A 22,733-nucleotide genomic window follows, 5' to 3' on the forward strand; every position below is an offset into this window, starting at 1 on the left:
GCAATCGGGGCGCAAGCCCCGGCTGGAGGAGAAGGCTTATGCTGTCTCGTGTGGCTGAAAATATTTACTGGTTGGCGCGTTACCTGGAACGCGCTGAAGACACCGCCCGTTTGATTAACGTGACCAGCAATCTGCTGCTGGATTTTCCGCGCAACACCCGGCTGGATTGGGATTCACTGGTGGTGATCAGCGGCGCCGAAGAACTCTTTGATGAGCATTATGAAACCCGCAGTGCCGACAATGTACTGAACTTTTTGTGCGTCGACCAACACTACTCCGGTTCAATCATTTCCTCCCTCGACGCTGCCCGCGAAAACCTGCGTACCACCCGCGATATTCTGCCGCGGGAAATCTGGGAAGAACTGAATACGCTCTATCTCGATATGCATCGTCATGCCGAAAATGGCATCACCTCGCGCAAACGCGACACCATCATGAAACGCATTATCCGCAGTTGCCAAACCATTAACGGCGTTATCGAAGGCTCACTCAGCCACACCCAGGTACACACCTTTTTAATGCTCGGCCGCAACCTCGAACGCGGCGACATGACCACACGCATTATCGACGTCCGTTCGGCGAATTTGTTACCGCGCAACACCGATGACCTCACGCCTTTTGAAGGTCTGCAATGGATGAGTGTGCTGAAATCGCTGACCGGTTATCAGATGTATCGCCAACAAGTGCGGCTGCGTGTTAAAGGCCCCGACGTCTTACGCTTCTTGCTGCAGGATGAATATTTCCCACGCTCGGTGGCCTCCTGTTTAGGCCAGCTTTCTTTCGAACTGGAAGACCTGCCCGGCCACGATGAAGCCCAGGCCTTGGTGGATAAAACGCTGTCGCTGCTGATCAACGCCAAGCTGGTATCACTGGCCTACGAGCCCGATTTGCTGCATGACTTTGTCGATGAATTACAGATCAGTTTTAACGAACTGCACCAGGCCATTGCTGACCAGTATTTCAGTGGCGCCTATCGCGGGCAGAGTCAAAGCCAGAGCGTGGCTTAGCCTGGCTGTAAGGCTGACCTTGGGTGTGCCTGCTTACCGCAGCTAACAGCGAATTGCCAGAGTATTCATATGAGCTGCTCGCTAAGTGAGGCAAGCTGGTTGCCTACTTATCTGAGCACCGACACCTGCCGCAAATAGCCGATACCCAATTGAACCAGATGCGCAGTAAAGTCGTCCTGTCGCGCTATTGGCATGGCTCCTGTCAGCATCATCTGAACGGGCCCGACCATAGCGCCGGTGAAAATTGCGGCCGCTAAATCCGGCGCTTCGAACCGTGCATCAGAGCAGTTGCGCAGCAGGTTAGCAATGGCTTGCTTACCTCGTTCGTTTGCTCGGGTCACTATGGCATCGCTTTCTTCGTCGGAAGGCAGCATATAGAGCGCACGCGATACGTCTGGACGTTCCATCTTTACCGCGACAAAGGCCGAGGTGATACCGCACCCTATGGCTTCGAGCGGCTGACCATTCAGCTCATCGCAAACGCTTTCGATCGCCTGAATTATTTTTTCCAAATGCTGATTCAAAACGGCCAGCAGGAGAGCCTGTTTGTTGGGATAGTATTGATAGATAGACCCGACCGAGACGCCAGCGCGCTCGGCTATTCGAGCCGTGGTCAAGTACGCCGGGCCCTGAGTTACCAAAACCTGAATAGTGGCTTCAAGAATGACCTGAACGGTTGCCTGAGAACGCGCTTGAACAGGCGATTTGCGGGGCTTTTTCTCAACTGTGGTAGCCATAATAGAACGCGACTAATAAACCTGAAGGATTCGTCACATACTAGCTGTGAAAGCACTGTTTGGGAATCCAACGATGAAAAAGACTGCATTAATAACCGGCGCCACGTCCGGTTTGGGTTTGGCCTTGGTTAAGCAACTGGTCCGTAACAAAGACATCCATTTCATTCTGCCGGTGCGCGATATAAAACGAGGCCAGCAATTATTGAATTCGTTTACTGGGGAACAGCAAGAACGCATCCGTTTGTTGGCAATGGACTTATCTGATTTGGCGACTGTTCGAGCCGTTGCCGACTCATTGGACTCGCCAATCGATATCCTGATGTTTAACGCAGGCGTACAGTCCGCCGAGACAACCATCTACACCAAAGATAACCTCGAGCAAACCTTCGCAGTAAATCATTTGGCGCACTTTGTGCTGTTGCAAAAAACAGAGAATCTACTGACTGACGAGGCGATTATTGGCTGGGTGGGAAGCGGGACTCATCATCCTGAACTCGCCAAGACATTCGGTTTTACCGGCGCGCATTATCTCGATCCAGAACAGCTCGCCAAAGGGCAGTACCATAGTGAAGCCAATACCAGACAATCGAGCCGAGATGCTTATGCAACCTCTAAAGGCCTGAATATTCTTGTGGCCCGATACCTGGCTTCGCGTAACTCATCACGCACTTACTTTGCGTTTGATCCGGGTTTGATGGCGGGTACTGGTTTGGCTCGTGAAGGCAGTCTGGGTTTGAGGTTGGCCTGGAAATATGTACTGCCCCTTATCGCCCAGTTTATGAAGGGCACCAGCACACCGAAGCGGTCCGCCGCAATGCTGGCGCGAATACTGTTGAAGGACAAAAAAATCACTTCCGGCGACTATTTAGAATACACAGGTCATTTGCTCGAACCTTTTATGCCGCAGAACGAAACTGCTTATTGTCAGCGGCTCTTCGATTACAGTGATGGCTTTGTAGCGCCCAGCAATTAGTGACCTGGTTGAGACTGGCGCTGTCTTTCTGCTCGATGGTTTTTATCGAAGCATAAAGCATCACACCAGCTCCCGCCGGTAATGCACAGCAATGGCACCATTGCGCAGTGGCTTCGCCGAGATCAGCGTCAGTTTACGCGTACTGGGTAAGCCACTTTGGAACAGCGTTGGACCATGGCCGGCGATTCTGGGATGGACCAGAAAAATGTACTCGTCAATCAGGTCGAGCCGGTCCAATTCGGTGGCCAGTTGACCGCTGCCGACGAGAACGCCCGCCGGGGTTTCGTCTTTCAGCTTTTGCACGCTCGAACCCAGGTTGCCATTGATGTGGTGACTGTTGGTCCAGGGGAAATCTGAGCGCGTTTTGGACACCACATACTTTGGCTGCTGTTCCAGTTTCACCGCCCATTGGTGTATGGCTGGCGGCGCTTCAACGTCGCCACGCGCCACTGCTGGCCAATAGCCTTCCATCATCTCGTAGGTAATCCGACCCCACAGCATGGCACCGCTGTCATCCATCATCTGGGTGAAAAAAGCGTGCGTTTCGTCGTCGGCAATGCCCTCCATATGATCGACGCAGCCGTCCAGAGTGAGGTTAAGGCTGAAGGTTAAAAGTCCCATTTTAATAACTCCGTATTAGGCATTTCGGTATCAATTTTCCGGCTGCGCCTACTGGTCATTAGGCCTGATTATAGGCTTCTTCAAGCGGTGCAATTTCGAGCTTAACCATGGTCATCATGGCGTCCATAACGGCTTGGACTTTCTTGGGGTTGGTGTCGTTGATCAGTTCCATAAAACGCTTGGGCACGATCTGCCAGGTCACGCCGAAGGGGTCAGTAATCCAGCCGCACTGCAAAGTCGTGGCGCCGGCATCGAGCAGCTTGTTCCAGTACTCGTCCACCTCAGCCTGGTCTTCGCAATTCACGTACAACGAAAACCCCTGAGAGAATTGAAAATAAGGCCCGCCGTTATAGCCCATAAAGCGCTGTCCACCAACCACGAACTCGGCTGATGTGACCGGGCCATCATCGCCGGTACGCGCCATGGTGGTGACTTTGGAGTCTGGAAAGGTCGCCGTATAAAAGGCGATAGCGGCTTCGAGTTGGTTGTTGAACATCAAAAAAGGAGTGACTTTCGACATGGCGTTTAATCCTATGCTTAGGCTTCCAAGTTGGAAACGACGCAGCATAGTCGAACGCAAGGCAGGGAAATCGACATCAACGAAACCTCAGACTAATGTGTGTCTAAAGAGCGCGGCTTTGCACGCAAGGGGACAGTGATGACAAGAGTGACCGGAATTGGCGGCATATTTATCCGCGCCGAAGACCCAAAAGCCTTAGGTGATTGGTACAAAACGTACCTGGGCATCGATGTCCAAAGCTGGGGCGGCACCGCTTTTCGTTGGGTCGATGCCGAGGGCGCACCGACGGCAGGAACGACTACCTGGTCGGTCGGCGATGGCAGTTATTTCTCACCCAGCAATGCCAGCTTTATGGTGAATTATCGGGTTGCCGATCTGCATGCCTTATTAAGCCAACTGCGTGCCGAAGGCTGCCAGGTTATGGATGACACCGACGAATCTGAATTCGGTAAGTTCGGTTGGGTGATGGACCCGGAAGGTAACAAGGTAGAGTTGTGGGAGCCGCCGGAGGGACAGTAGATCAAGGTCATTGCCTTAACCGACTTATTCCCGGCAGGCACTTCAGCCGACGCTATTGTTATTGGAGCTTGAACTGCGAAGTCTTTACTATCCGCGCTTGTTTTGGCCCGGCGGAAGTCGAGCTACCTTTAATAACCATTCCAATAAGCTTCTATCACAGTGAAACCAGAAACCATGACGTTGTCTCGATCTCCGTTGGCGTTAGTGCCTTTGTTATTGTTCCTGCTGCTCTTTGTTGGCAGCGGTCTTTGGTATCAGGCGCAGGGCGTCGACATGCCGTTCTATCAAATCAGTGCACCGGTGGCGATTCTGCCTGCCATTGCTCTGGCGTTGCTGTTGGCGCACGGGCGTTTCAGCGAACGGCTCGATGCCTTTGTTGCCGGCGTGGCCGACAACACCATCATCACCATGGTGTTGATCTACCTGCTCGCCGGCGCCTTTGCCAGCGTCACAGCGGCCATTGGTGGTGTCGATGCCACCGTGAACTGGGCTTTGAGCGTGGTGCCGCCGGCGTTAATTCTGCCGGGGCTCTTTGTCGTTACCGCCTTTGTTGCCACTGCCATGGGTACCTCCATGGGCACCATTTCGGCGATAGCGCCGCTGGCGATTGGCGTGGCCGGCGCGACCGAATTGCCGCTGCTGCTGACCGTCGGCACCGTGGTCGGCGGCGCCATGTTTGGCGATAACCTGTCGATCATTTCCGACACCACCATCGCCGCGACCCGCACCCAGGGTTGCGATATGCGCGATAAATTCCGCATGAATTTTAAGATTGCCTTGCCGGCGGCCTTAGTCACCCTGGTTTGGTTATTTGCCTTAAGCAGTCGCGCTCAGTTGGGCGAATTGCCCGAAACGGATTTGATCAAAATGCTGCCCTATCTGCTGGTGTTGGGTTTGGCCGTGGTCGGCGTGAATGTTTTTCTGGTGTTGTTCAGCGGTCTGCTGGTATCGGGCGTGATTGGACTGGCGAGTGTCGAGGGATTTAGCGTCGCCACCTGGTCCGCGAAGATTTACGACGGCTACAGCGGTATGCAGGAAATTCTGATTCTATCGTTGCTGATTGGTGGCCTGGCGGCGCTGATGAAACGCGAAGGTGGTTTGGATTGGTTGATCGGTCGCATCGAATGGATCAGCCGCGCCCTGGGTGCCAAACCCGATTCACAGCGCGCCGGTGAACTGAGTATCAGCGCCTCGGTTGCGCTGACTAACCTGTGCACCGCCAACAACACTGTTGCGATTTTGATCAACGGCTCGGTCGCCAAAGAACTGGCGCAACGCTACAAGGTCGACCCACGCCGCAGCGCCAGCTTGTTGGATATCTTCTCTTGTGTGGTCCAGGGTCTGTTGCCATACGGCGCACAGATTCTGTTGGCAGCGTCGCTGGCGGGCGTCTCGCCCTTGGCGCTGGTGACCGAGGTTCGTTACAACTGGGTGTTGGCACTGGCGGCGTTGTTGTCGATTGCCTTTGCCTGGCCGAAGGCGAAAGCGAAATAGGCGTTAGAGCTAACTCATTATACAGAGTCATCCCGGCCTTTAAATTCAGTCATCCCGGTCTTGAGCCGGGATCTCTTAAAAATGGAACTCCGGCTTTTACCGTAACGGCCGCTCCAACAGGCGCAGAGCATTGAATCCAATAGCGCGATAAATATCCGCTAAACTTGCTGGCATTCTTGCAATGATCAAAGGCCGCCAATGAAACGCCTACTAACCCTTCTTGCTCTGGCAATACCAATGGTTGCGCTGGCTGATTGGCCGCTCGACGTGACGCTTGGTTTTGAATCTCATACCGGTGGTGATCGCTGGGACAGCATTGAGCGTTCAGGTGAACCGGATCGGGATATAGACCTGGGAGATGGGCTTTATTTCTATGGCGGTGCGGTTGCCTTGCTACCCGAGTTACCCATTGATGGCCGTTTGGAGCTGCGCTCGCGTTTAGGGGTAAAAACGGTGATGGGCGAAAGCGATAACGACCGTTACTCCAAACTGTCATATCCATTGGAGCTGGGCATTCGTTATACCAACGACTGTGCCTTGTTCAGCGCCTTAGGCTGTGGCTTTTATGTTGAGGCGGGCGCCGTCAAAGAGTTGTCTGCACAATACACTGTTCGTGGTGGCCAACACCGCGATGATGAGTTTGATACACCGCCGGCTTTTAGCCTTCGTTCTGGCTGGTTTATTTTTTACCTCGGTTATTGGTTTCAGACCTACGAGATCAATGGCGAAAGTCACGACGCTTCATCGCTGAATTTCGGAATCGAAGTGCCAATAACAGGTTATTAAAACGGATCTTCTTTATCGGGGAGGTCAACAATAATTTTCCGGCTGCCACAAAGCCGGCAGTGTGTCTCGATTATCAGCTTGTAGTCCACAAAGAATGTCAGCACCCGTAGAAAAATCGGTATAACGATGACAAGAGCCATAAGTCCAGTAACGAGGCCGGAGCCGCTTCGTAAAATGAAAATGCCATAAACGCGCCGGTGCTCTCCAAACTCGCCCGATAACATAGAAGACCAAAGCGCTGCGGTTAAGCCCCAGGCAATTAACAAAAGTATGGCCAGAAAAAAGCCACCAACAATAGCAATACCAAAGACGTCAGCCGGATTCGCCTTAAAGTGGATTTTCGGTCTGCTGATCTTGCCACAGCATCGATAATTCATGTTTTACCAACCAAAGGTGTTCTCGACAATTCGCCAGCGTTGATGCTGCCGCCGACATCAGTGCCACCAAACAGGGCGACCCAGAGTTGCACCGTTAACCGCTCTATTGAGTCAGGTTTACTGATCAAAACGATCGGTATCTACTGACCCATACACCTCATTGATACGTGGCTGAATGAACCAAATGCCGAGTGGTAAAATCCACAGCAGTATCAAAGTGCCGAGTTGCGACCGGAATTTTATCGGTTCGCCTTTCTCGAAAGTAACGAGGTTCTTAGCAATAAAATAAGAGCCATAGAGTATGCAGTACGAACCAAACATCTGGAGCAGGAACAATAATCGTCCGATTCCTCCCCCATTTTCATTAGTCAGAGCTAGGACCGTCAGCAACGGATAAGTGATGAAAAGAGCGGCGCTATAGATGACGCTAAACTTGAAGAATTTAACCTTGGGGCGGATCTCGGATTGAATGCGCTGGTTGATACCGACACCCAATGTCCAAATCCAGAACAGATACGCGACGCCACCGATCAGCATGGCACCTAAGAAGATAATCAAAAATAGTTTGGGGTCGCTATAGATAAGACCCAGAAAAAATTTAAACATTACCAACTGAGTAACAATGGGAATACTGACTAGAATGGAAAACACCTGCCATGCTTTTGCTTTAAGAAAAAAATCCATCATTGCTCCTTGGATCTGCACTCAGCCTGGACGCGGCTGAACAGTAAGCGACTTGTTTCAGTCATCTATTCTTGCCCATTCTTCAAAACCCCGTCTGAGTTAAAAGCAACCAGCAGGTAAAGCAAAGAATAGCTAAGGCCTGAAATAATACTGCATATTTTGCGATTGGATATGAGTAACTGTGCCAAGTATAGAATAGTAAGCTAAGCGGCAGTCCAACAAATAATTGCAGTGCCATTCAGCAATATATCCGACAAAGCCTCACGCTGGCCCGGCTGGGCTAACAGTTTTCCGATCAAGCCGTACGTCGCTCTTTCTCCTGGAGTTTTCGTGGTGGGTAAACGGCTAACGATCTCCTTCCAATTCATACCACACCCGAAGGATGATAATCGTGGTGTTATGCACTGAGTAGCGAACAATGTATTTGCCGAAAACAATGTCTCGAATTGAACCGTGAACGGGTGCCAACTCAACTGGCGTTCCTATCTCTGGAAAGTCAGGCAGTAACGTGACTTTCTCAAGCAACTCTGTAGCGATTCTTGAAGCAGCAGACGGATGATGAACGGCGATGAACTCTCTAGGTCGCTTCAGATCTGCAATGGCTACATCCGTGTAAACCAATTTCACTGATCGACCTCCGGTGCATCCTGCTCGCGGTCGCTTCCCCAACTATTCAACCAAGTATGAACCTCGCCGGCATCAACGACCTTTCCTTGGGCAGCGGATTCCATTGCTTCCAGTGTCTGTTGCCAACGCGCCTGCTCCAGTTGCTGTTTCTCGATGTACTCCGACAACGCTTGGTTTATGACCCAGCCTTTACTGCGATGCAGCTGTTTAGCGATGGTTTCCAAATGCTGTTCAATCTCAGCCTGAAGGCGAACAGTGGTGACGCTCATAAGGTACCCTCCCATTAGGTAACTACAATGTATTACATCATAGTGTGACTGGGGAGCAAAGCATAAGAGGTGGCTGGTATAGCTGCGGGAAGTGGGCCCCGCGCACCACAGAAACCACGGCCCACAACATTATGAATGAAACTAATAATAACGTGATATTTCGTCGCTTTTGTTCAAATGACTTCCCGCCTAGACTGCACAGCCTTCTTGGAGGTGGCCAGAACGGCCTTCTTGCTAAGCCGTACCTTCAGCGCTTAACAACAGAATCAGGATGAGTATTGCAATGAGCAGTGAGTTTGGGTTCACCATCAACAGCCTTCGTTTCGATGAGAACTACCAACCAGCGGACAGCACCCGCATGACCACCAATTTTGCCAACCTGGCCAGAGGCGAGCGTCGTCAGGAAAATCTGCAGAATACTCTGCGCATGATCAACAACCGCTTTAATGCGCTGGCGCACTGGGATAACCCAACCGCCGATCGCTACTCGGTCGAGCTGGACATCATTTCCATCGATATCGATGTGGAAGGCAATGGCAAAACCTTTCCCACCATGGAAGTGCTGAAAACCAATATCGTTGATCACAAAACCAACTCGCGTATTGACGGCATTGTCGGCAATAACTTCTCGTCCTACGTGCGCGACTACGATTTCAGTGTCTTGCTGCTGGAGCACAATAAAGACAGACCAAAGTTCAGCGTGCCGGAAAACTTTGGTGACCTGCACGGCAAGATGTTCCAGTCGTTCCTGAATTCCGCCGCTTATCAAGAAAACTTCAGCAAACTGCCGGTTGTTTGCCTGAGCGTTTCAACGACCAAAACCTATTTCCGGACAGATAACCACCATCCGGTACTGGGCGTTGAATATAAGCAGGACGAGTATTCGTTGACCGACGACTACTTCGGCAAAATGGGCATGAAAGTGCGCTACTTTATGCCGCCTAACAGCCAGGCACCGCTGGCCTTTTATTTCTGTGGCGATTTATTGAGTGACTATACCGATCTGGAGCTGATCAGCACCATCAGCACCATGGAATCGTTCCAGAAGATCTATCGCCCGGAAATCTACAACGCCAACTCGACAGCGGCACAGACTTATCAGCCGAGCTTAAAGTATCAGGATTACTCGCTCACACAGATTGTTTACGATCGGGAAGAGCGCAGTCAGTTGGCGGTGAAGCAGGGGAAATTCGCCGAAGAGCACTTTATTAAACCCTACCAGAACATTCTCGATCACTGGGCCGCGAATAAAGCTGCCTGATTAACTGAATAGATAAGACGACACCTATGAAACGATTACTACCAACCTCAACCGCCGGCAGTTTGCCGAAACCTTCCTGGCTGGCCGAGCCCGAAAAACTCTGGTCGCCCTGGAAGCTGGAAGGTGAAGAACTGGTCGATGGCAAACTGGACGCGTTGAAAATATCGCTGCACGAACAACAGCGCGCCGGCATCGACATCGTCAGCGATGGCGAGCAAACCCGCCAACACTTTGTAACCACCTTTATTGAACATCTCGATGGCGTCGATTTCGAAAAGCGCGAAACCGTACGAATTCGCGACCGCTACGATGCCAGCGTGCCATCGGTAGTCGGCGCGGTCAGTCGGCAAAAGCCGGTCTTTGTTGAAGACGCCAGGTTCCTGCGGAAACAGACCGACCAACCGATCAAGTGGGCACTGCCGGGCCCGATGACGATGATCGACACGCTCTACGATGGTCACTACAAAAGCCGCGAAAAACTGGCCTGGGAATTTGCCAAAATCCTCAACCAGGAAGCCAAAGAATTAGCGGCCGCCGGCGTTGATATCATTCAGTTCGACGAACCGGCGTTCAACGTCTTCTTCGACGAAGTAAATGACTGGGGTATTGCTGCGCTGGAAAAAGCCATCGAAGGGCTGGAGTGCGAGACCGGCGTTCACATCTGCTACGGTTACGGTATTAAAGCCAACACCGACTGGAAGAAAACGCTTGGCTCGGAGTGGCGCCAATACGAAGAGATTTTCCCCAAGCTGCAGGCGTCGAATATCGATATCGTTTCATTGGAATGCCAAAACTCGCGCGTTCCTATGGATTTAATTGAATTGATTCGCGGTAAGAAAGTGATGGTCGGCGCTATCGATGTGGCGACTAACACTGTCGAAACGCCAGAGGAAGTTGCCGCGACCTTAAGAAAGGCGCTGCAGTTTGTCGATGCCGAAAACCTCTACCCCTGCACCAACTGCGGCATGACGCCGCTGTCTCGCCAGGTCGCTCGCGGCAAGCTGGAAGCTTTAAGCGCTGGTGCTGCCATCGTTCGCCAAGAGCTTTCCAGCTAAGCGCGCTTGCCGCACCCTTTGGCGTTCTGCCGTTTCAACACAGGTGCAACAGACGGCCGTCGAACACCGGCGGCCGTCTCATCCCAAACTCAATCGAACGGCACCGACGATTCAGGAGTTACCATGTCCCTTCTCAGCACGGCGGTCGAGCCACTGCAGTTTCGTGAAGCGCTCGGGCACTTTGCCTCGGGCATTACCGTTATTACCTCACAGCATGAAGACGAGCCGGTCGGCTTCACTTGCCAATCTTTCTACAGCGTATCGATGGAACCGCCTTTGGTGTCATTCAGCGTCATGTCGCGTTCGCTCAGCTACCCGAAAATCCGTCGCGCCGGTCGCTTTGCCGTCAATATTCTCAGCGGTGATCAGCAAAGTATTTCCAACCAGTTTGCCCAGCGAGGCAACGACAAATGGCGCGATGTGGACTGGCAAAGGTCGCCGCTGGGTAATCCGTTGATTGCCGGCAGCCTGCATTGGCTCGATTGTGAAATTCACACCGAACACGCCGCCGGCGATCATCTGATTGTGCTGGGTGAAGTCAAGGCGCTGAATCTGAACGAGGCCGCATCCGAGCCACTGCTGTATTTTAAAGGGCAATATCGCAGTTTGGCTGGTTAGAGTGTGAGCTAAGTATTGGATAATCCGTTAGTTCTTAGCTGGCGTTATGACGGCGCAATGTAATGACCAGGCAACGCCTAATTTGCAGTCTGCGCAAAGTTGAAGTTTGCTCTTCTTTTAACAGTGCGCTGATAAAAGCCGTCTTATTATCAAAATCTGTTTTAAGTGAAGCTCAGCGTGATCAGAGCACTGTAAACTGGCAGCCGGTGACCGAGGCAAGGGTAAGGGAGCGTGTTGCAAAAAGGCTGTCTGCAGCCCGCTAAAAGGCCGGCACCAGTATCATCCAGTGCCGGCGTTGACCGCGGCTCACTTTAAACGCGCGAACCGGAAATGAGGGTGGATTGAATGTCTGGCAAGTCCTTCACGATTTTTGCGTAAGCCAGCGACATGCTGCCCGCATCGATGTTGGAAACTCGCCATTGACCATCGTTCAGCGTGAGAGACCAGATGGTGTTGACCTCTTTGTATCGCTTGCTGCCTTCAACCACTTTTCCCGTGTTTATATTCTGCAGATAGTCTTTCATCCTGGCTCGAACGGATATCACAACCATTGAATCTTCGTGTTCCTGACCACGATTGCGGTGCACAAATAGCAAAGGCTTGATATACGAGATTTTCTTCACATCGCACACATTTTTAAGGCCATCTCTTTTCCAGCGTTCAAGATGTACCAATTGTTGGTTCTGCCAGTACCAGTCCGTCATCCATTCCTTGGCGCTGGATAAATCTTCGTCGTCCCAGCCGGAGTGGATGCGGAAAAAACAGTCCTTCAACCGTTCCTGAATTTTCAGCCATTCAAAATCGGAACTGTGCATAGACATAAAGCGAAGGTCTTTTCGGGTACGTTGCTCCGCACGTTTCTCCCGCATATAGACATAAATAATGATCGGAAGAAAAATGATCGTCAGGATGAAAAGCCCAATACGGCCCCAAAACGACTCGAACGCAGCGCTGGCTATTTTCCCGCCCGGTCCGGCAAAGGCTGGTTCAGAGAGTACTAATATAGAGAGCACGACCAGAGCCACGAGGGCCAGTTTGTTTTGCTTCATGTCGGTTCCTTCTGTTTCACCGCGCATCGCCAATGGTCCAAGCCAGGCAATATAGACGATATACGCTGGCTGTGCCGTTTTGTGGTTCTGAAAGCATAGAATATTTACCGGGTCTGGCGGCATTCGTCTAGGGCTAACCAGGCTGGGTTAGAGTGGAACAAGTAAACGGCCTGTTGGCGATTTAAAACGAATGCTAAGCCGGGTGCCCGCTTAAACAACCGGAGCACCTTCCGGATATTGCGGCAAGCCATCAGAAAGAGTGACCCAGCTCTGCTTGGACGACACCCAAAAATGCATATCCGGTTTAAACAGCGACGGATCATCGAGGCTGCCCACCGTCAGGCCCATTACCCCAGCGGCCGCTCGCCGGGAGAACACGCTGGCACCACATTGTGAACAGAAGCCGCGCTCTAGGGTTTCAGATGAATGGTAGGTGCTCACAGAGCCGGTGATAGAAACGTCTTCAATACGCATCAGCACGCGAGCATTAAAGGCTGCGCCGATGGCTTTCTGGCACAGACGGCAATGACAGATTCGCTGGTTTAACGGCTCCGCCGTGGTTTCGTAGCGAATGGCGTTGCACAAACAGCCGCCGGTAAATTTGGTCATTTTTAAGCCTCCTCACTGTTGTTTGGTACTGTGATCAGTGACTTAGATTAGCTGGGTTCGGTGGTCACTGATGAGTCGCAGAGTTGATCAGCTTATGGACTTCTTCTACAGCTTGATCACCAAGTTCTAACGGGCAACCCCAATAGTCAAAAATACCGTCTCGATTGGTATTCTGGCCACAAACAACAAATAAACCCGTTCCCAATTCTCGTTTTAGATGGTTTGCCAACCAGCCTATGAAACCACTATTGTCAGAGCAGCCATCAAAATGAAAAGAGAAAATTTTAAACAGTTCTTTCGATGGCTCAGTTGTTGGGACGAGCTGACTCCAAACTTCATCGTCGCGAACCAAACATAGAGCATCCTGGTTGGCCTTATCACGAAAATCGGATAACGGAAATTCTTCGAAACTATAGGCGCCGGGATATACTTTAAAATCTGTTTCAGAAATGACGGCTCGAAGTCGCTTCTCGGTCTGTTCTGGAGTTTCTTTACTGATTTGGACCATTGTTTACCTGCTGATCGTTACTCGCTGGGTGTTTGCTGTGCCTGTTCTAACTCAGGCGCACTGGAAAAATATAAGCGGAAGGCATCCATAGCACTACCGTGGCCAAGGTGAGCATACGACGCTCGTGAGCTATAGTCATCGATAACACATAGCAAGGCCGGATTAACCAGATACCATCCGAAATTTTGGATTAAAGGCGTTTGCGCGTTTGCGTGGACATTCACCGTAAGCCTTTCTTAAAGTGGGTGCCTTGTTAACCCTCGCCTTTGTCCTCTCGGATTGCTCACCTCAATAAGCATGTTTTTAGCCTTGGCGTTATTTAAAATTTTCCCAGCCAGACCCATTCCAAAAATAGCCATCAATGCTGTTACCGTGCATTTCGTCGTACCAATTGCAGGCGACGGCGATCATGTTGGTGAGAGACTCCGGCGGCCAGTGTTCTGCTATCTTCTTCATCTCATCCAGGCATTCGCGTTTGTTGTCTGGGCTGGTATAGGCAAAGACCATCACTTTAATAGGCGCCGCCATATTCAGTACTTTTTTAAAGTCGTACAACACCATCTCTATGGTTGTATCAGGCGATAGCTGCTTGCCCCATTCGCACTCAAGAGCGAGGAGAATGCGTCCATATTCATCGTGGTAGGTATAGTCACATAAGAACTCACGCTTTGAATCGGGCTCGCCTTTCGCACCCTTGTTCCAAAACGATTTATCTGCTTCAAGAGAACTCCTTCTTTGGTTCTCGCACGCTTTGTCGGCTGCCTCGAATATTCGATGCGTATCGACTTGGTTCGGTGTTTTTCCCTGGATGACCTTCGCTTTGGAGTTGTCTAGGTGGTCTCTGAAATCGGCGTAAAAGGTGGTTTTGTTAAATGCCAAAACAGGCCTCGCTGATCGATGTGTTTGTGTGAGCTGACCGGGCAGGCGTACTAAAGTGAATCGCCCGGATGGATGGCTTAATGGGCGTTTCCAGCCAGGCAGCGAACCTTTTGTCAGATATATGCAGCACGTCACACTTTTTAACGATATTTCTAAAAAGTCAAACGGATAGTCAAACGAAAATTCAAACGGCCACCCCTTAAGCTTCGGTTCTGGAAAGAGCGAGGTAACATCCTCTGTTTCTCGCTCTGTTTATCTACTTAAAAGGAACGGCGAGGCCAACCCATGATCACTCACCCAAAACGGTCGTTTTACTACGGTCTGCTAACCCTGCTGTGTGCCGTTGTAGCGCTGGCTGGTTGCAATGAAAGCACCACACCCAAACCGACTCCAAAACCCCCGGCCGAGCTGCGCTTTTTCATTATCGGAACGGTCTCCGGTTTAGCATCAGACGACCAATTAACCGTCAAACTGAATAACGATGAAGAGCTCCCGATCACCGAAAACGGTGAATTCAAATTCAAAACCCGTTTGGAAACCGGCGACGATTACAGCGTGGAAATCGCCCAACAGCCGGCCACTCAGGAATGCAGTCTTGAGGAGGAGCATAAGCAAGGCCAGGTCGGCAATGACAACGTCACCGACATTCGCATCGAATGTGTCGATGTTCCAACTTTCACCATCAGCGGCAGCATCGATAATTTGTTGGGCACACTCGAACTGCAATTGAACGACGGTGAACCGCTGGCCATCACTCAGAATGCTGAACCCGCCGGTGAGGCCAAGTTTCATTTTTCCACCCAGCCGTTAAAACAAGGCGTGGACTATGCCGTTCGCATCGCTCGTCAGCCGGAAAGCCAAAGCTGCACCTTCATCGGTGAACACAGCGGCACCATTGAAAGTGACGACATCGACAATCTGTCCATCGCCTGCGCATTCGTAGCAACCTTTGATATCGGCGGCCAGGTGAACGGCCTGGGTGACAGCAGCAACACAGTGAGGTTGAAACTGAGCATTGCCGACGAAGGCGAGCCCAGCCAAACACACGACATTACCGGCAACAATGAAGCGTCCATCGGCTTTACGTTTGCTAACCCGATCAAACAGGGCGCTCAGTATTCGCTCAGCGTTGAGAAACAGCCGGACAACAAAATCTGCACCCCGACCCTGGCAACCAGCTCCGGCCAAATGGGCGCACAGGCCATTGATGATCTGTCGGTCGAATGCATAACCCCGCCTACCTACAACGTGGGTGGCAAGGTGTATGGGTTAGGTGGAAACAGCAACCAACTGACACTGAAACTCAGCTATGGCGATAACAAAAGCGAAACAAAAACACTCACTGGCAATGGCAATGCCCATTTCACCTTTGCGTTTAACACCAAGCTCAGAGACAAAGTTCAGTACAGCGTTAGTATTGACGGAAAACCGGAGAGTAAAGCTTGCTCCATAAAAAATAACGTAGGTGCCATCGATGGCAAAATGGTGGATGACCTGCTCATCGAATGCGCAACCACTTACAGCATCGGCGGAACGGTCCAGAACCTCCTTGGCTCGCTGATACTGCAATTAGTATCAGGCGAAAATGCCAAACCAGACACACTCTCCCTAAACACCGGTGAGACTGAATTTACCTTTTCCCGCAGACTGCACGCAGGCACCGAATATACCGTCAGCGTTGCCAAACAGCCGGATAACCAGCAGTGCATCATCGACGGTGGAAACAACGTCGTTCAAAACAGCAATCAACTGAGTATTACCAGTGTCAAAGTAACCTGCGCCGCACTTCCGGCCGCTGAATTAAAATTATACGACACGGCCACCAAAATTTTGGGATTTTCTTGGAAGCATGTTAACGGTGCCGACTATTACCGACTGGAGGAAAGCCTGGGTTCAGCAGACTTTGTACCCATAACCGACGAGGATATTCCGGCCAGCCAAGCGGACGCGAATGGTAAAATAGAAATTCGCCAACACAGCGTACCGCTGTATGCGCTGAGCAACGCTCGATACTCACTCAAAACCTGTTACCAACGGACTAACCAGAACGACGCCTGCGTCAGCCAAGTTCTGCCTTTTGACTATGCGAGTGAGAAACTCCTGATCGCTGCCATTGGCTATGTGAAGGCGAGTAATGCGGACATAGGAGACCGTTTCGGGTGGTCCGTCAGCCTGAATAAAGACGGCACGGTGATGGCGGTTGGGGCGCTGCAAGAGGCTAGCCCGTCGATAAGCCAGCCGATGCTAAATACGGTGGACCGTGCCGGTGCCGTCTATATCTATACAAAAGATTCCGCAGGTACCTGGAAATTTGCCGCTTATTTGAAAGCAAACGATGTGGCCGCTTTGGCTCAGTTTGGCAGCTCCGTCAGCCTCGATTCAAGTGGCCAGCTTTTGGCAGTGGGGGCGTGGGGCGAAAATCCTCGCGGTGGATCCGGTGCGGGCTCTGCCTATCTGTTCCGTTACGACGCCGAGAATAAATCGTGGCAGCAAATAGGACCGGCCCTTGAATCTAATCAGCCTCAAAGCGGTGGCAGGTTTGGTCGATCAGTCAGCTTGAGTGGCGATGGCACCAAGCTGGCGGTGGGCGCTTATGGACAAAACAAGGTTTATATCTATAAAAAAATTGATGAGGAAAGTTGGCAACAAACCGGCACCGAAATCTCGGTTACGGGTGCGGATCAGTTTGGTGTGAGCGTCAGTTTAAACGAGACCGGCACGGTATTGGCGGTGGGTGCGACAAGAGCAAATAACGATACAGGTGCTGTTTACTTGTTCAACGAAGCCAATGGAACCTGGTCCCAACAAGGCGCAGCGATTACCGCTCGCTTTCCGGATGCGTTTGACTGCTTTGGCGCTTCGGTTAGCTTGAATGCCAAGGGCGATAGGTTAGCCGTAGGTGCCATCTCGGAGGACGGCAATGCCACCTCGGCAAACGGACCGGAGGTTGGTAATACCAACTCCGACGATACTAGTAGTTCTGGTGCGGCCTACGTATACGACTTTAATCATGATAATCAGCAATGGGAACAACGGGCTTATATTAAGGCGAGTAATACCGGGAAACGGAATTTTTTCGGCCAAACGGTCAGCTTAAGCGATGATGGAAATCGCCTGGTGGTGGGCACCAACCATGTTGAGTTCAATATTGCCGGCCCTGCAATTTTTAGTTCGGAATCGAGCAATGCAGCCGGTCTGAATGGTAACGACCTACAGAACTTTGACCCTAGCTCGCAAGGATTCTCCTCCGGTGCAGCCTACAGCTATATTCTACGCGACGACCAATGGGAGTTCGAAAGCTACATCAAGGCATCCAATACCGGAAAGGGCCACTACTTCGGAAGCGCTGTCAATATCAGCGGCGATGGCCGTACCATAGCGGTAGGTGCGGTAATTGAGGCAGGCAGTGGTAAAGGCGTGAACCCTGCTGGAAATGATGACTTGGCACCGCTTTCGGGCGCTGTGTATCTCTACTGATTGTTACTGACAATAAAACCGGTTCTGCTGAAGGGCGGAGCCGGTTTTTTTGTTTCCGTTTGGCTGTTCCCAACTACCAGGATATATATGTCCTGTTAACTGCCATCCTATTAGCTGCCAGCAGGTTCTCGCTTACAGCGAATGGACAGCCATCCAGACATGACCGTCCAGATCCTTGAACGTGGCCGAGTATCCCCACGATTCCCTTTCCGGACCGGCGGCAATTTCCCCTCCAGCGGCTCGAACTCTACTCACGAGTGAATCCACTTCTGCCTCAGAGCTGGCGGAAAGTGACAGGATGCACTCGGAGACTTCCTTCGGCGCGACTTCGTTGCCCCCAGCGACCCAACCAAACCCATCTGTTGGGATCACCATAAGATTCACGCCCTCGTTGAGGACAAACTCAACCGGCTCAGGCATGGTTTCACCTTCGCTCGCCGCCGGTTTAAACCCAATCTTCCGGTAGAACTGGTAGGCCGACTGTAAATTGGAAGTCGGGATGCTTACGATTACAGGTAACGGTTTCATAGAGTGTCGTCTCCTTGGTTATCGCTGTTTACAAAGGTGTTTCTAGAGGGCCAGTACAGAGCATCCCCATGACGCTGCAACGAGTGGTTAGGTGAATCTGAATTTAAAATCGAGACACCCCAATTAAACCTAGACCAGGGTTATAAGCCTTAGGGTCAGGTTGTCGGAAGGGTCTCTGCAAAGACTGGTCGAACGGCATTGGGGTAGATCGACAGCTGGGTTTGGACTGAAATTAACCCGGGGACTTTTCGCAAGATCGGACAAGGCGGTAATTGGCGTTAGCTTGAGCGTTCCGATCTTCTCGGCCACTCGGATCGAGCCCTTATTGTTCGGGTCGAAGATGGCGATAAGCTTGGATTGGCCTTTGTCGTTCAAACCATAGTTGATCAGCTTTTTTGCCGATCTCGACCGCATAGCCTTGGCCTTGATGGGGTGCGTCAATGAAGTAGTTCACTTCAAGGTAAGATTCACTGTTGATCTCTTTTGGCAGCAAGCTGGCGTAACCCGCCAAGGAATTGTCTGCGTTCATCACCAATGGCCACAGGTCGTATTCTTCGGCTTCCGAATTCAAGACGATTTCCTGAAAGAAACTGCGAAGCGCCACAGGGCCGCGCGGCCCACCGGTGTATTGAGATGTTGTCGTCGGGCTAGAGGTTGATCAGGAAGTCAATATTGGTGCTATGGTGGCTATCCTCTTTGCTCTACCGTTAATTAAACCGGGCAGAACTTGGGCTATATGAAGCGAGGGCGACAACATGAAGAAGCATGTAGTGTTTATTCACGGCGCTGGTGAGGGTGCTTACGATGAGGATCGGCTGTTAGCAACGTCGCTACAAAATACCCTGGGTTCTACCTATAAGTTGCATTATCTGAAAATGCCAGAGGACGATAGCGCGACCTATGAGGACTGGACGGCTCCGATTGAACGAGAATTAGCCACCATCGACGATGAAGTAATCATGGTGGGTCATTCGGTAGGGGGCTCTGTGCTGGCCAAGTACCTTTGCGAAGAGCGGATCAATATAGCTGTCACTGCTATGTTCCTGCTCGCTGCGCCATACTGGAATGGCGAAGGCATCTGGACATGGGACGAGGCGCGCTTACCTGAAAATGCTGCGGCAAGGCTGGAGAGTATTCAACGAATCGCTTTGTACCATAGCCGGGACGATAACATCGTACCTTTTGCGCATCTTGCACTGTATGCAACGAGCATCCCACAGGCAGACATCCGAGCGGTGGATGGGCGGGGACATCAATTTGGAAACGATCTGGCGGATTTAGCAGAGGATATTAGAAGAGGAGAGCTCACAGGGCACTAGATGAACTCATAGGCTACTGCGATGGATGCCTTGTTTGCTTAGGGGGGGGGAGTTTTCACCGAACAGTTAATTAAACCGGATAGCTACTAGGGCATCCATCTAAACCATACTAATAGTGGGTGTCCAGTTAGATACTTTCATATATGTCCTATTAGTTGTAATTCACTCAGGCTTTTTTTTATCGATGAAACTTTCTACGGATAAAAAACTATTATTTTGACTACTAATTAAGGATGAAAAGTCATAGTAGTTAGCAGAGAAATTCGCAATGTGCCATTGGTCTTCCAGATATTTCCTAAAGCAGACCGTTTTTTCATGACGGGCTCGAATATTAAAAGAAGCGGAAAGATTTGAAATTTTATCCCGAGCTTCCTCATCGAATATAGGAGTGTCTATTGATACCGCATCTAAGAATGCAAAAGAACCAGACCAATATCGTATATGATATATTCCAATAGAGGTAACCCTAAAATGAAATTGCTCCGGAAATTCATGATCCGGAACCTCTATCTCACGATAATGAGCATGAGGAGTTTCAATTAGTCGTTTATGTGATAGAAGTCTAAGAGAATTACGAATCTGATCTTCGACAAAACCGTTATACGACATTTCTGTAAGGATATCTTGACCTCTGCAAAATCCGTCACTATCTGTAATTTTCGTGTTTGAACTTAGAAATGCAACTATAAGGCTTGATAAAAAATGTTCGCGGGGATCGGCCACGCTCACATCAAATATATTGCATGCTAATAATGAAGAATGTGTATTGAAATATGCATACTCACCAAGTAATGCGTGCTTTGTAAACTCATGCAATGGGATCTTGTAGTTACCGAACCTCTCTTCGAGAGAAACAATTTTTTCAGAATCAACATTCGGGCTACCAAAAAAACTCGATATAAGCTCTATTACACTACGTGTATTTCCGCCGGTTATATTACTTAGAAACTGTCTTATGTCCTCACGGTTGCGTATAGACCGCAATGTAGTTTTAAGAAATAGCACAACGTTTCCTAGGTTCAGGCGAATTCCTTCTAAGCTGGCCGGATCAACCTTTCCTTCTGCTACTCGCGTGGCAAATATAAGCCTTCTTTGCACCACCTCATCAGCAGGAGGTGGTGCCACAGTCAATACCTTATTCTGGTAAGCAGCGAGTGCGCCAGCTTCCTTTGATAAATAAAATGTACTTGGACGTAATGCTATAAATACTAGGATGTTCCGAGAGGCAGCTAACTCTTGCGCAATTAAAAAAGCCTCCTGCTGTACGCGCAAGGAACGTTGATCCGCGTTATCCATTACCAGAATAATTTGTTTGTTTTGTCCTCTGGCAATATGGCCAAGAGATGCCTGAAGGTGCCTGTCAGCGTTTTCAATTTTTTTGGATAAAAAATCAATTCGTTCACGATAATACTCGTTTTCATTGATTTGTTTTAGTTGTCCTTTGACGCCTTTGTCAAAATCACTGAGATCTCGATAATATACCGAATTGACGAAATCCGAAGAAAAGATGTCAATTTTGTAATGAGCTTTTAGGACCACTGGAATCTCAGATAAGACAAACGATTTTATGTCGTCAGAAAGATTGGCTTTTATGCCAAGATTCAAATGAATGAAAAGAGTCTTAGATTTCTCTGTCGCTTCCAAGCTTTCAAAAAGATTTTCGAAAAACGATGTTTTTCCTACCCCGACATCACCAATAACGACAATTGGCCTTGAAGTCCCCGAACCCGTCAAGGCTGGGTCATTAATTGATAGATCTCCATCTTTCTCTGTTTTTGCGACTGTTTCGAGTGCAGACGGAGCTACATTCCCGTCAACAGCGCGATTGTATCTTGATTCAATTATATTTTTACTTAGCAACAAGTTTCTATTGTTGGCTTCTATAGGTACGTAACACTCTTTATAGAATGATGATTTAATATCAGGATTATCCTCTATTTCTTCCAAAAGAAGCGAAGATAGTGATCTTAAGTTTTCTTGAAAATTAGTTCTATATCGGTATTTATTAGGCTCTGGTATAGATGTACTGGCTTTTGGTGGTATTCTAGGATTACGATGCAGTGATAACTCTCGGAATGCATAGTTCTCAGTAATTCCTTCCGGTGAAAGTAATCTCCAAAGTATCGGAAAATCATTAATATATGAATCAAATCCATTGAAAAAGTAACACTCCCCTTCTAGAGGGGATTGGCCAGGTATGATGGCTTGGAAAACAGCTAATTGAGGACCATTACAGACTATAGCAATCGATGCACCGTTAACAGCGCAATATGAAACAACTTGGCGCACTGCATCAGAGAAGTTCTTAGAGGCTTGTAACAGTGGCTGGATTTTACGCACCCGGCTTGGGTGACCGGAGGGAAGATTCTCAAACTCCTTGGCTTCTTTTTTTGCTTCTAGTACCGCTTTTGGCGGAGTTCCAAAAATATAATCTGACCTTCCCCCAAAGTCGTCATGCTCCTCAACACGAATATCTGGCTTCTCCCATCCGAGACATTCCGTCAGGAGCCTATCAATAAACTGAAATCTATTCTGCGCTTCATTCCAATACGGACTCTCTGAAGGAAACTGATTGATAATTTCTTCCAGTCGGCGCTTACCCTCAGAAAGCTCAAATAGTGCCTGCATATTTCCCCACTTAGGTATAGATTTCAAATTACTCTATGAGACTATATTTACAAAGTCCGTAAGGGTCCAATGCCGGACCTTGAGTGCCGTATAACAGCTTATTCATTGTCACTGTCACTTACGCCTCTCATTTCGGCAAAGCCTTGGTTTAACGTTACCTCGGTGTTCTGCTCCGGCCCAGTATGAGC

Annotated in this window: 23 protein-coding genes and 1 pseudogene; 10 read left to right on the plus strand and 14 right to left on the minus strand. The window is 50.0% G+C overall.

What is annotated here, in order from left to right; translation table 11 throughout:
* The first annotated feature begins 38 nt into the window (after nt 1-38).
* Nucleotides 39-1,007: an alpha-E domain-containing protein gene (locus ACXAE6_RS07755; RefSeq protein WP_475146420.1), complete on the plus strand. Its 969-nt coding sequence runs from the start codon at nt 39-41 to the stop codon at nt 1,005-1,007.
* A 107-nt stretch (nt 1,008-1,114) separates the two neighbouring features.
* On the opposite strand, the gene ACXAE6_RS07760 is transcribed toward ACXAE6_RS07755, so the two are convergent.
* Complete coding sequence (locus ACXAE6_RS07760; protein ID WP_475146421.1) at nt 1,115-1,744, minus strand: TetR/AcrR family transcriptional regulator; 630 nt, start codon at nt 1,742-1,744, stop codon at nt 1,115-1,117.
* Nucleotides 1,745-1,817: 73 nt separating this feature from the next.
* Between ACXAE6_RS07760 and ACXAE6_RS07765 the strand changes: the two genes are divergently transcribed.
* Nucleotides 1,818-2,717 carry an SDR family NAD(P)-dependent oxidoreductase gene (locus ACXAE6_RS07765; RefSeq protein ID WP_475146422.1) on the plus strand — a complete coding sequence of 300 codons (900 nt, stop codon included), beginning with the start codon at nt 1,818-1,820 and terminating at the stop codon, nt 2,715-2,717.
* Between the two features lie 60 nt (nt 2,718-2,777).
* Here ACXAE6_RS07765 and ACXAE6_RS07770 read toward each other — a convergent pair whose 3' ends face one another.
* A complete protein-coding gene (locus tag ACXAE6_RS07770) occupies nt 2,778-3,338 on the minus strand; it encodes a dihydrofolate reductase family protein (protein WP_475146423.1) in 561 nt (186 codons plus the stop codon).
* A gap of 58 nt (nt 3,339-3,396) precedes the next feature.
* Nucleotides 3,397-3,858 carry a VOC family protein gene (locus ACXAE6_RS07775; protein ID WP_475146424.1) on the minus strand — a complete coding sequence of 154 codons (462 nt, stop codon included), beginning with the start codon at nt 3,856-3,858 and terminating at the stop codon, nt 3,397-3,399.
* 138 nt (nt 3,859-3,996) lie between these two features.
* Here ACXAE6_RS07775 and ACXAE6_RS07780 point away from each other — a divergent pair, with 138 nt between their 5' ends.
* The 3 genes from ACXAE6_RS07780 (at nt 3,997) to ACXAE6_RS07790 (ending at nt 6,657) form a co-directional block, all read left to right on the plus strand.
* A complete protein-coding gene (locus ACXAE6_RS07780) occupies nt 3,997-4,377 on the plus strand; it encodes a VOC family protein (protein WP_475146425.1) in 381 nt (126 codons plus the stop codon).
* A gap of 174 nt (nt 4,378-4,551) precedes the next feature.
* Nucleotides 4,552-5,871 carry a Na+/H+ antiporter NhaC family protein gene (locus ACXAE6_RS07785; RefSeq protein ID WP_475146426.1) on the plus strand — a complete coding sequence of 440 codons (1,320 nt, stop codon included), beginning with the start codon at nt 4,552-4,554 and terminating at the stop codon, nt 5,869-5,871.
* Between the two features lie 198 nt (nt 5,872-6,069).
* Nucleotides 6,070-6,657 carry a hypothetical protein gene (locus ACXAE6_RS07790; protein ID WP_475146427.1) on the plus strand — a complete coding sequence of 196 codons (588 nt, stop codon included), beginning with the start codon at nt 6,070-6,072 and terminating at the stop codon, nt 6,655-6,657.
* On the opposite strand, the gene ACXAE6_RS07795 is transcribed toward ACXAE6_RS07790, so the two are convergent.
* The 4 genes from ACXAE6_RS07795 to ACXAE6_RS07810 all read right to left on the minus strand — a co-directional run bounded on the left by ACXAE6_RS07795 (nt 6,654) and on the right by ACXAE6_RS07810 (nt 8,614).
* A complete protein-coding gene (locus ACXAE6_RS07795) occupies nt 6,654-7,034 on the minus strand; it encodes a hypothetical protein (RefSeq protein ID WP_475146428.1) in 381 nt (126 codons plus the stop codon). The genes ACXAE6_RS07790 and ACXAE6_RS07795 overlap by 4 nt on opposite strands.
* Nucleotides 7,035-7,151: 117 nt before the next feature.
* Entirely contained in the window at nt 7,152-7,718 is a 567-nt protein-coding gene (locus tag ACXAE6_RS07800; protein WP_475146429.1) for a hypothetical protein, read from the minus strand.
* Nucleotides 7,719-8,063: 345 nt separating this feature from the next.
* The gene (locus ACXAE6_RS07805) at nt 8,064-8,345 is read right to left on the minus strand and encodes a type II toxin-antitoxin system RelE/ParE family toxin (RefSeq protein ID WP_475146430.1); all 282 of its coding nucleotides are present in this window, start codon (nt 8,343-8,345) and stop codon (nt 8,064-8,066) included.
* Entirely contained in the window at nt 8,342-8,614 is a 273-nt protein-coding gene (locus ACXAE6_RS07810; protein ID WP_392804826.1) for a CopG family ribbon-helix-helix protein, read from the minus strand. The genes ACXAE6_RS07805 and ACXAE6_RS07810 overlap by 4 nt, the downstream gene beginning before the upstream one ends.
* 283 nt (nt 8,615-8,897) lie before the next feature.
* Here ACXAE6_RS07810 and ACXAE6_RS07815 point away from each other — a divergent pair, with 283 nt between their 5' ends.
* The 3 genes from ACXAE6_RS07815 to ACXAE6_RS07825 all read left to right on the plus strand — a co-directional run bounded on the left by ACXAE6_RS07815 (nt 8,898) and on the right by ACXAE6_RS07825 (nt 11,548).
* Nucleotides 8,898-9,875: a DUF1852 domain-containing protein gene (locus tag ACXAE6_RS07815; RefSeq protein WP_475146431.1), complete on the plus strand. Its 978-nt coding sequence runs from the start codon at nt 8,898-8,900 to the stop codon at nt 9,873-9,875.
* 26 nt (nt 9,876-9,901) lie between these two features.
* Complete coding sequence (locus tag ACXAE6_RS07820) at nt 9,902-10,930, plus strand: methionine synthase (RefSeq protein WP_392804831.1); 1,029 nt, start codon at nt 9,902-9,904, stop codon at nt 10,928-10,930.
* Nucleotides 10,931-11,053: 123 nt separating this feature from the next.
* Entirely contained in the window at nt 11,054-11,548 is a 495-nt protein-coding gene (locus ACXAE6_RS07825) for a flavin reductase family protein (RefSeq protein ID WP_475146432.1), read from the plus strand.
* Between the two features lie 311 nt (nt 11,549-11,859).
* Here the strand turns inward: ACXAE6_RS07825 and ACXAE6_RS07830 are convergent, their stop codons facing one another.
* From ACXAE6_RS07830 to ACXAE6_RS07845, 4 genes are all read right to left on the minus strand, one after another.
* Nucleotides 11,860-12,597 carry a Tim44 domain-containing protein gene (locus tag ACXAE6_RS07830; RefSeq protein ID WP_475146433.1) on the minus strand — a complete coding sequence of 246 codons (738 nt, stop codon included), beginning with the start codon at nt 12,595-12,597 and terminating at the stop codon, nt 11,860-11,862.
* 210 nt (nt 12,598-12,807) lie between these two features.
* Nucleotides 12,808-13,206, minus strand: coding sequence for a GFA family protein (locus tag ACXAE6_RS07835; RefSeq protein ID WP_475146434.1), 399 nt, complete (start codon nt 13,204-13,206; stop codon nt 12,808-12,810).
* Nucleotides 13,207-13,270: 64 nt separating this feature from the next.
* Nucleotides 13,271-13,714, minus strand: a complete 444-nt coding sequence (locus ACXAE6_RS07840; RefSeq protein ID WP_392804842.1) for a DUF6196 family protein — start codon at nt 13,712-13,714, stop codon at nt 13,271-13,273.
* Between the two features lie 315 nt (nt 13,715-14,029).
* Nucleotides 14,030-14,593: a hypothetical protein gene (locus ACXAE6_RS07845; RefSeq protein WP_475146435.1), complete on the minus strand. Its 564-nt coding sequence runs from the start codon at nt 14,591-14,593 to the stop codon at nt 14,030-14,032.
* 285 nt (nt 14,594-14,878) lie between these two features.
* Here ACXAE6_RS07845 and ACXAE6_RS07850 point away from each other — a divergent pair, with 285 nt between their 5' ends.
* Nucleotides 14,879-18,070 carry a hypothetical protein gene (locus ACXAE6_RS07850; protein WP_475146436.1) on the plus strand — a complete coding sequence of 1,064 codons (3,192 nt, stop codon included), beginning with the start codon at nt 14,879-14,881 and terminating at the stop codon, nt 18,068-18,070.
* Nucleotides 18,071-18,202: 132 nt separating this feature from the next.
* Here ACXAE6_RS07850 and ACXAE6_RS07855 read toward each other — a convergent pair whose 3' ends face one another.
* The gene (locus ACXAE6_RS07855) at nt 18,203-18,598 is read right to left on the minus strand and encodes a VOC family protein (protein WP_475146437.1); all 396 of its coding nucleotides are present in this window, start codon (nt 18,596-18,598) and stop codon (nt 18,203-18,205) included.
* Between the two features lie 322 nt (nt 18,599-18,920).
* A pseudogene (locus ACXAE6_RS07860) lies at nt 18,921-19,238 on the minus strand (GNAT family N-acetyltransferase); the annotation flags it as partial.
* 115 nt (nt 19,239-19,353) lie between these two features.
* On the opposite strand from ACXAE6_RS07860, the gene ACXAE6_RS07865 reads away from it, so the two are divergent.
* The gene (locus tag ACXAE6_RS07865) at nt 19,354-19,917 is read left to right on the plus strand and encodes an alpha/beta fold hydrolase (RefSeq protein ID WP_475146438.1); all 564 of its coding nucleotides are present in this window, start codon (nt 19,354-19,356) and stop codon (nt 19,915-19,917) included.
* Between the two features lie 162 nt (nt 19,918-20,079).
* Here ACXAE6_RS07865 and ACXAE6_RS07870 read toward each other — a convergent pair whose 3' ends face one another.
* On the minus strand, nt 20,080-22,572 hold the full coding sequence (locus tag ACXAE6_RS07870; protein ID WP_475146439.1) for a hypothetical protein: 2,493 nt from the start codon (nt 22,570-22,572) through the stop codon (nt 20,080-20,082).
* Nucleotides 22,573-22,733 lie beyond the last annotated feature (161 nt).

It is taken from the genome of Saccharospirillum sp. ABV4_185 (assembly GCF_056159245.1).

Excerpts from the sequence above, each read along its gene's own strand:
- ACXAE6_RS07755 (WP_475146420.1), top strand. The coding sequence starts at position 39 with ATGCTGTCTCGTGTGGCTGAAAATATTTACTGGTTGGCGCGTTACCTG.
- ACXAE6_RS07760 (WP_475146421.1), bottom strand. The coding sequence starts at position 1,744 with ATGGCTACCACAGTTGAGAAAAAGCCCCGCAAATCGCCTGTTCAAGCG.
- ACXAE6_RS07765 (WP_475146422.1), top strand. The coding sequence starts at position 1,818 with ATGAAAAAGACTGCATTAATAACCGGCGCCACGTCCGGTTTGGGTTTG.
- ACXAE6_RS07770 (WP_475146423.1), bottom strand. The coding sequence starts at position 3,338 with ATGGGACTTTTAACCTTCAGCCTTAACCTCACTCTGGACGGCTGCGTC.
- ACXAE6_RS07775 (WP_475146424.1), bottom strand. The coding sequence starts at position 3,858 with ATGTCGAAAGTCACTCCTTTTTTGATGTTCAACAACCAACTCGAAGCC.
- ACXAE6_RS07780 (WP_475146425.1), top strand. The coding sequence starts at position 3,997 with ATGACAAGAGTGACCGGAATTGGCGGCATATTTATCCGCGCCGAAGAC.
- ACXAE6_RS07785 (WP_475146426.1), top strand. The coding sequence starts at position 4,552 with ATGACGTTGTCTCGATCTCCGTTGGCGTTAGTGCCTTTGTTATTGTTC.
- ACXAE6_RS07790 (WP_475146427.1), top strand. The coding sequence starts at position 6,070 with ATGAAACGCCTACTAACCCTTCTTGCTCTGGCAATACCAATGGTTGCG.
- ACXAE6_RS07795 (WP_475146428.1), bottom strand. The coding sequence starts at position 7,034 with ATGAATTATCGATGCTGTGGCAAGATCAGCAGACCGAAAATCCACTTT.
- ACXAE6_RS07800 (WP_475146429.1), bottom strand. The coding sequence starts at position 7,718 with ATGGATTTTTTTCTTAAAGCAAAAGCATGGCAGGTGTTTTCCATTCTA.
- ACXAE6_RS07810 (WP_392804826.1), bottom strand. The coding sequence starts at position 8,614 with ATGAGCGTCACCACTGTTCGCCTTCAGGCTGAGATTGAACAGCATTTG.
- ACXAE6_RS07815 (WP_475146431.1), top strand. The coding sequence starts at position 8,898 with ATGAGCAGTGAGTTTGGGTTCACCATCAACAGCCTTCGTTTCGATGAG.
- ACXAE6_RS07820 (WP_392804831.1), top strand. The coding sequence starts at position 9,902 with ATGAAACGATTACTACCAACCTCAACCGCCGGCAGTTTGCCGAAACCT.
- ACXAE6_RS07825 (WP_475146432.1), top strand. The coding sequence starts at position 11,054 with ATGTCCCTTCTCAGCACGGCGGTCGAGCCACTGCAGTTTCGTGAAGCG.
- ACXAE6_RS07830 (WP_475146433.1), bottom strand. The coding sequence starts at position 12,597 with ATGAAGCAAAACAAACTGGCCCTCGTGGCTCTGGTCGTGCTCTCTATA.
- ACXAE6_RS07835 (WP_475146434.1), bottom strand. The coding sequence starts at position 13,206 with ATGACCAAATTTACCGGCGGCTGTTTGTGCAACGCCATTCGCTACGAA.
- ACXAE6_RS07840 (WP_392804842.1), bottom strand. The coding sequence starts at position 13,714 with ATGGTCCAAATCAGTAAAGAAACTCCAGAACAGACCGAGAAGCGACTT.
- ACXAE6_RS07850 (WP_475146436.1), top strand. The coding sequence starts at position 14,879 with ATGATCACTCACCCAAAACGGTCGTTTTACTACGGTCTGCTAACCCTG.
- ACXAE6_RS07855 (WP_475146437.1), bottom strand. The coding sequence starts at position 18,598 with ATGAAACCGTTACCTGTAATCGTAAGCATCCCGACTTCCAATTTACAG.
- ACXAE6_RS07865 (WP_475146438.1), top strand. The coding sequence starts at position 19,354 with ATGAAGAAGCATGTAGTGTTTATTCACGGCGCTGGTGAGGGTGCTTAC.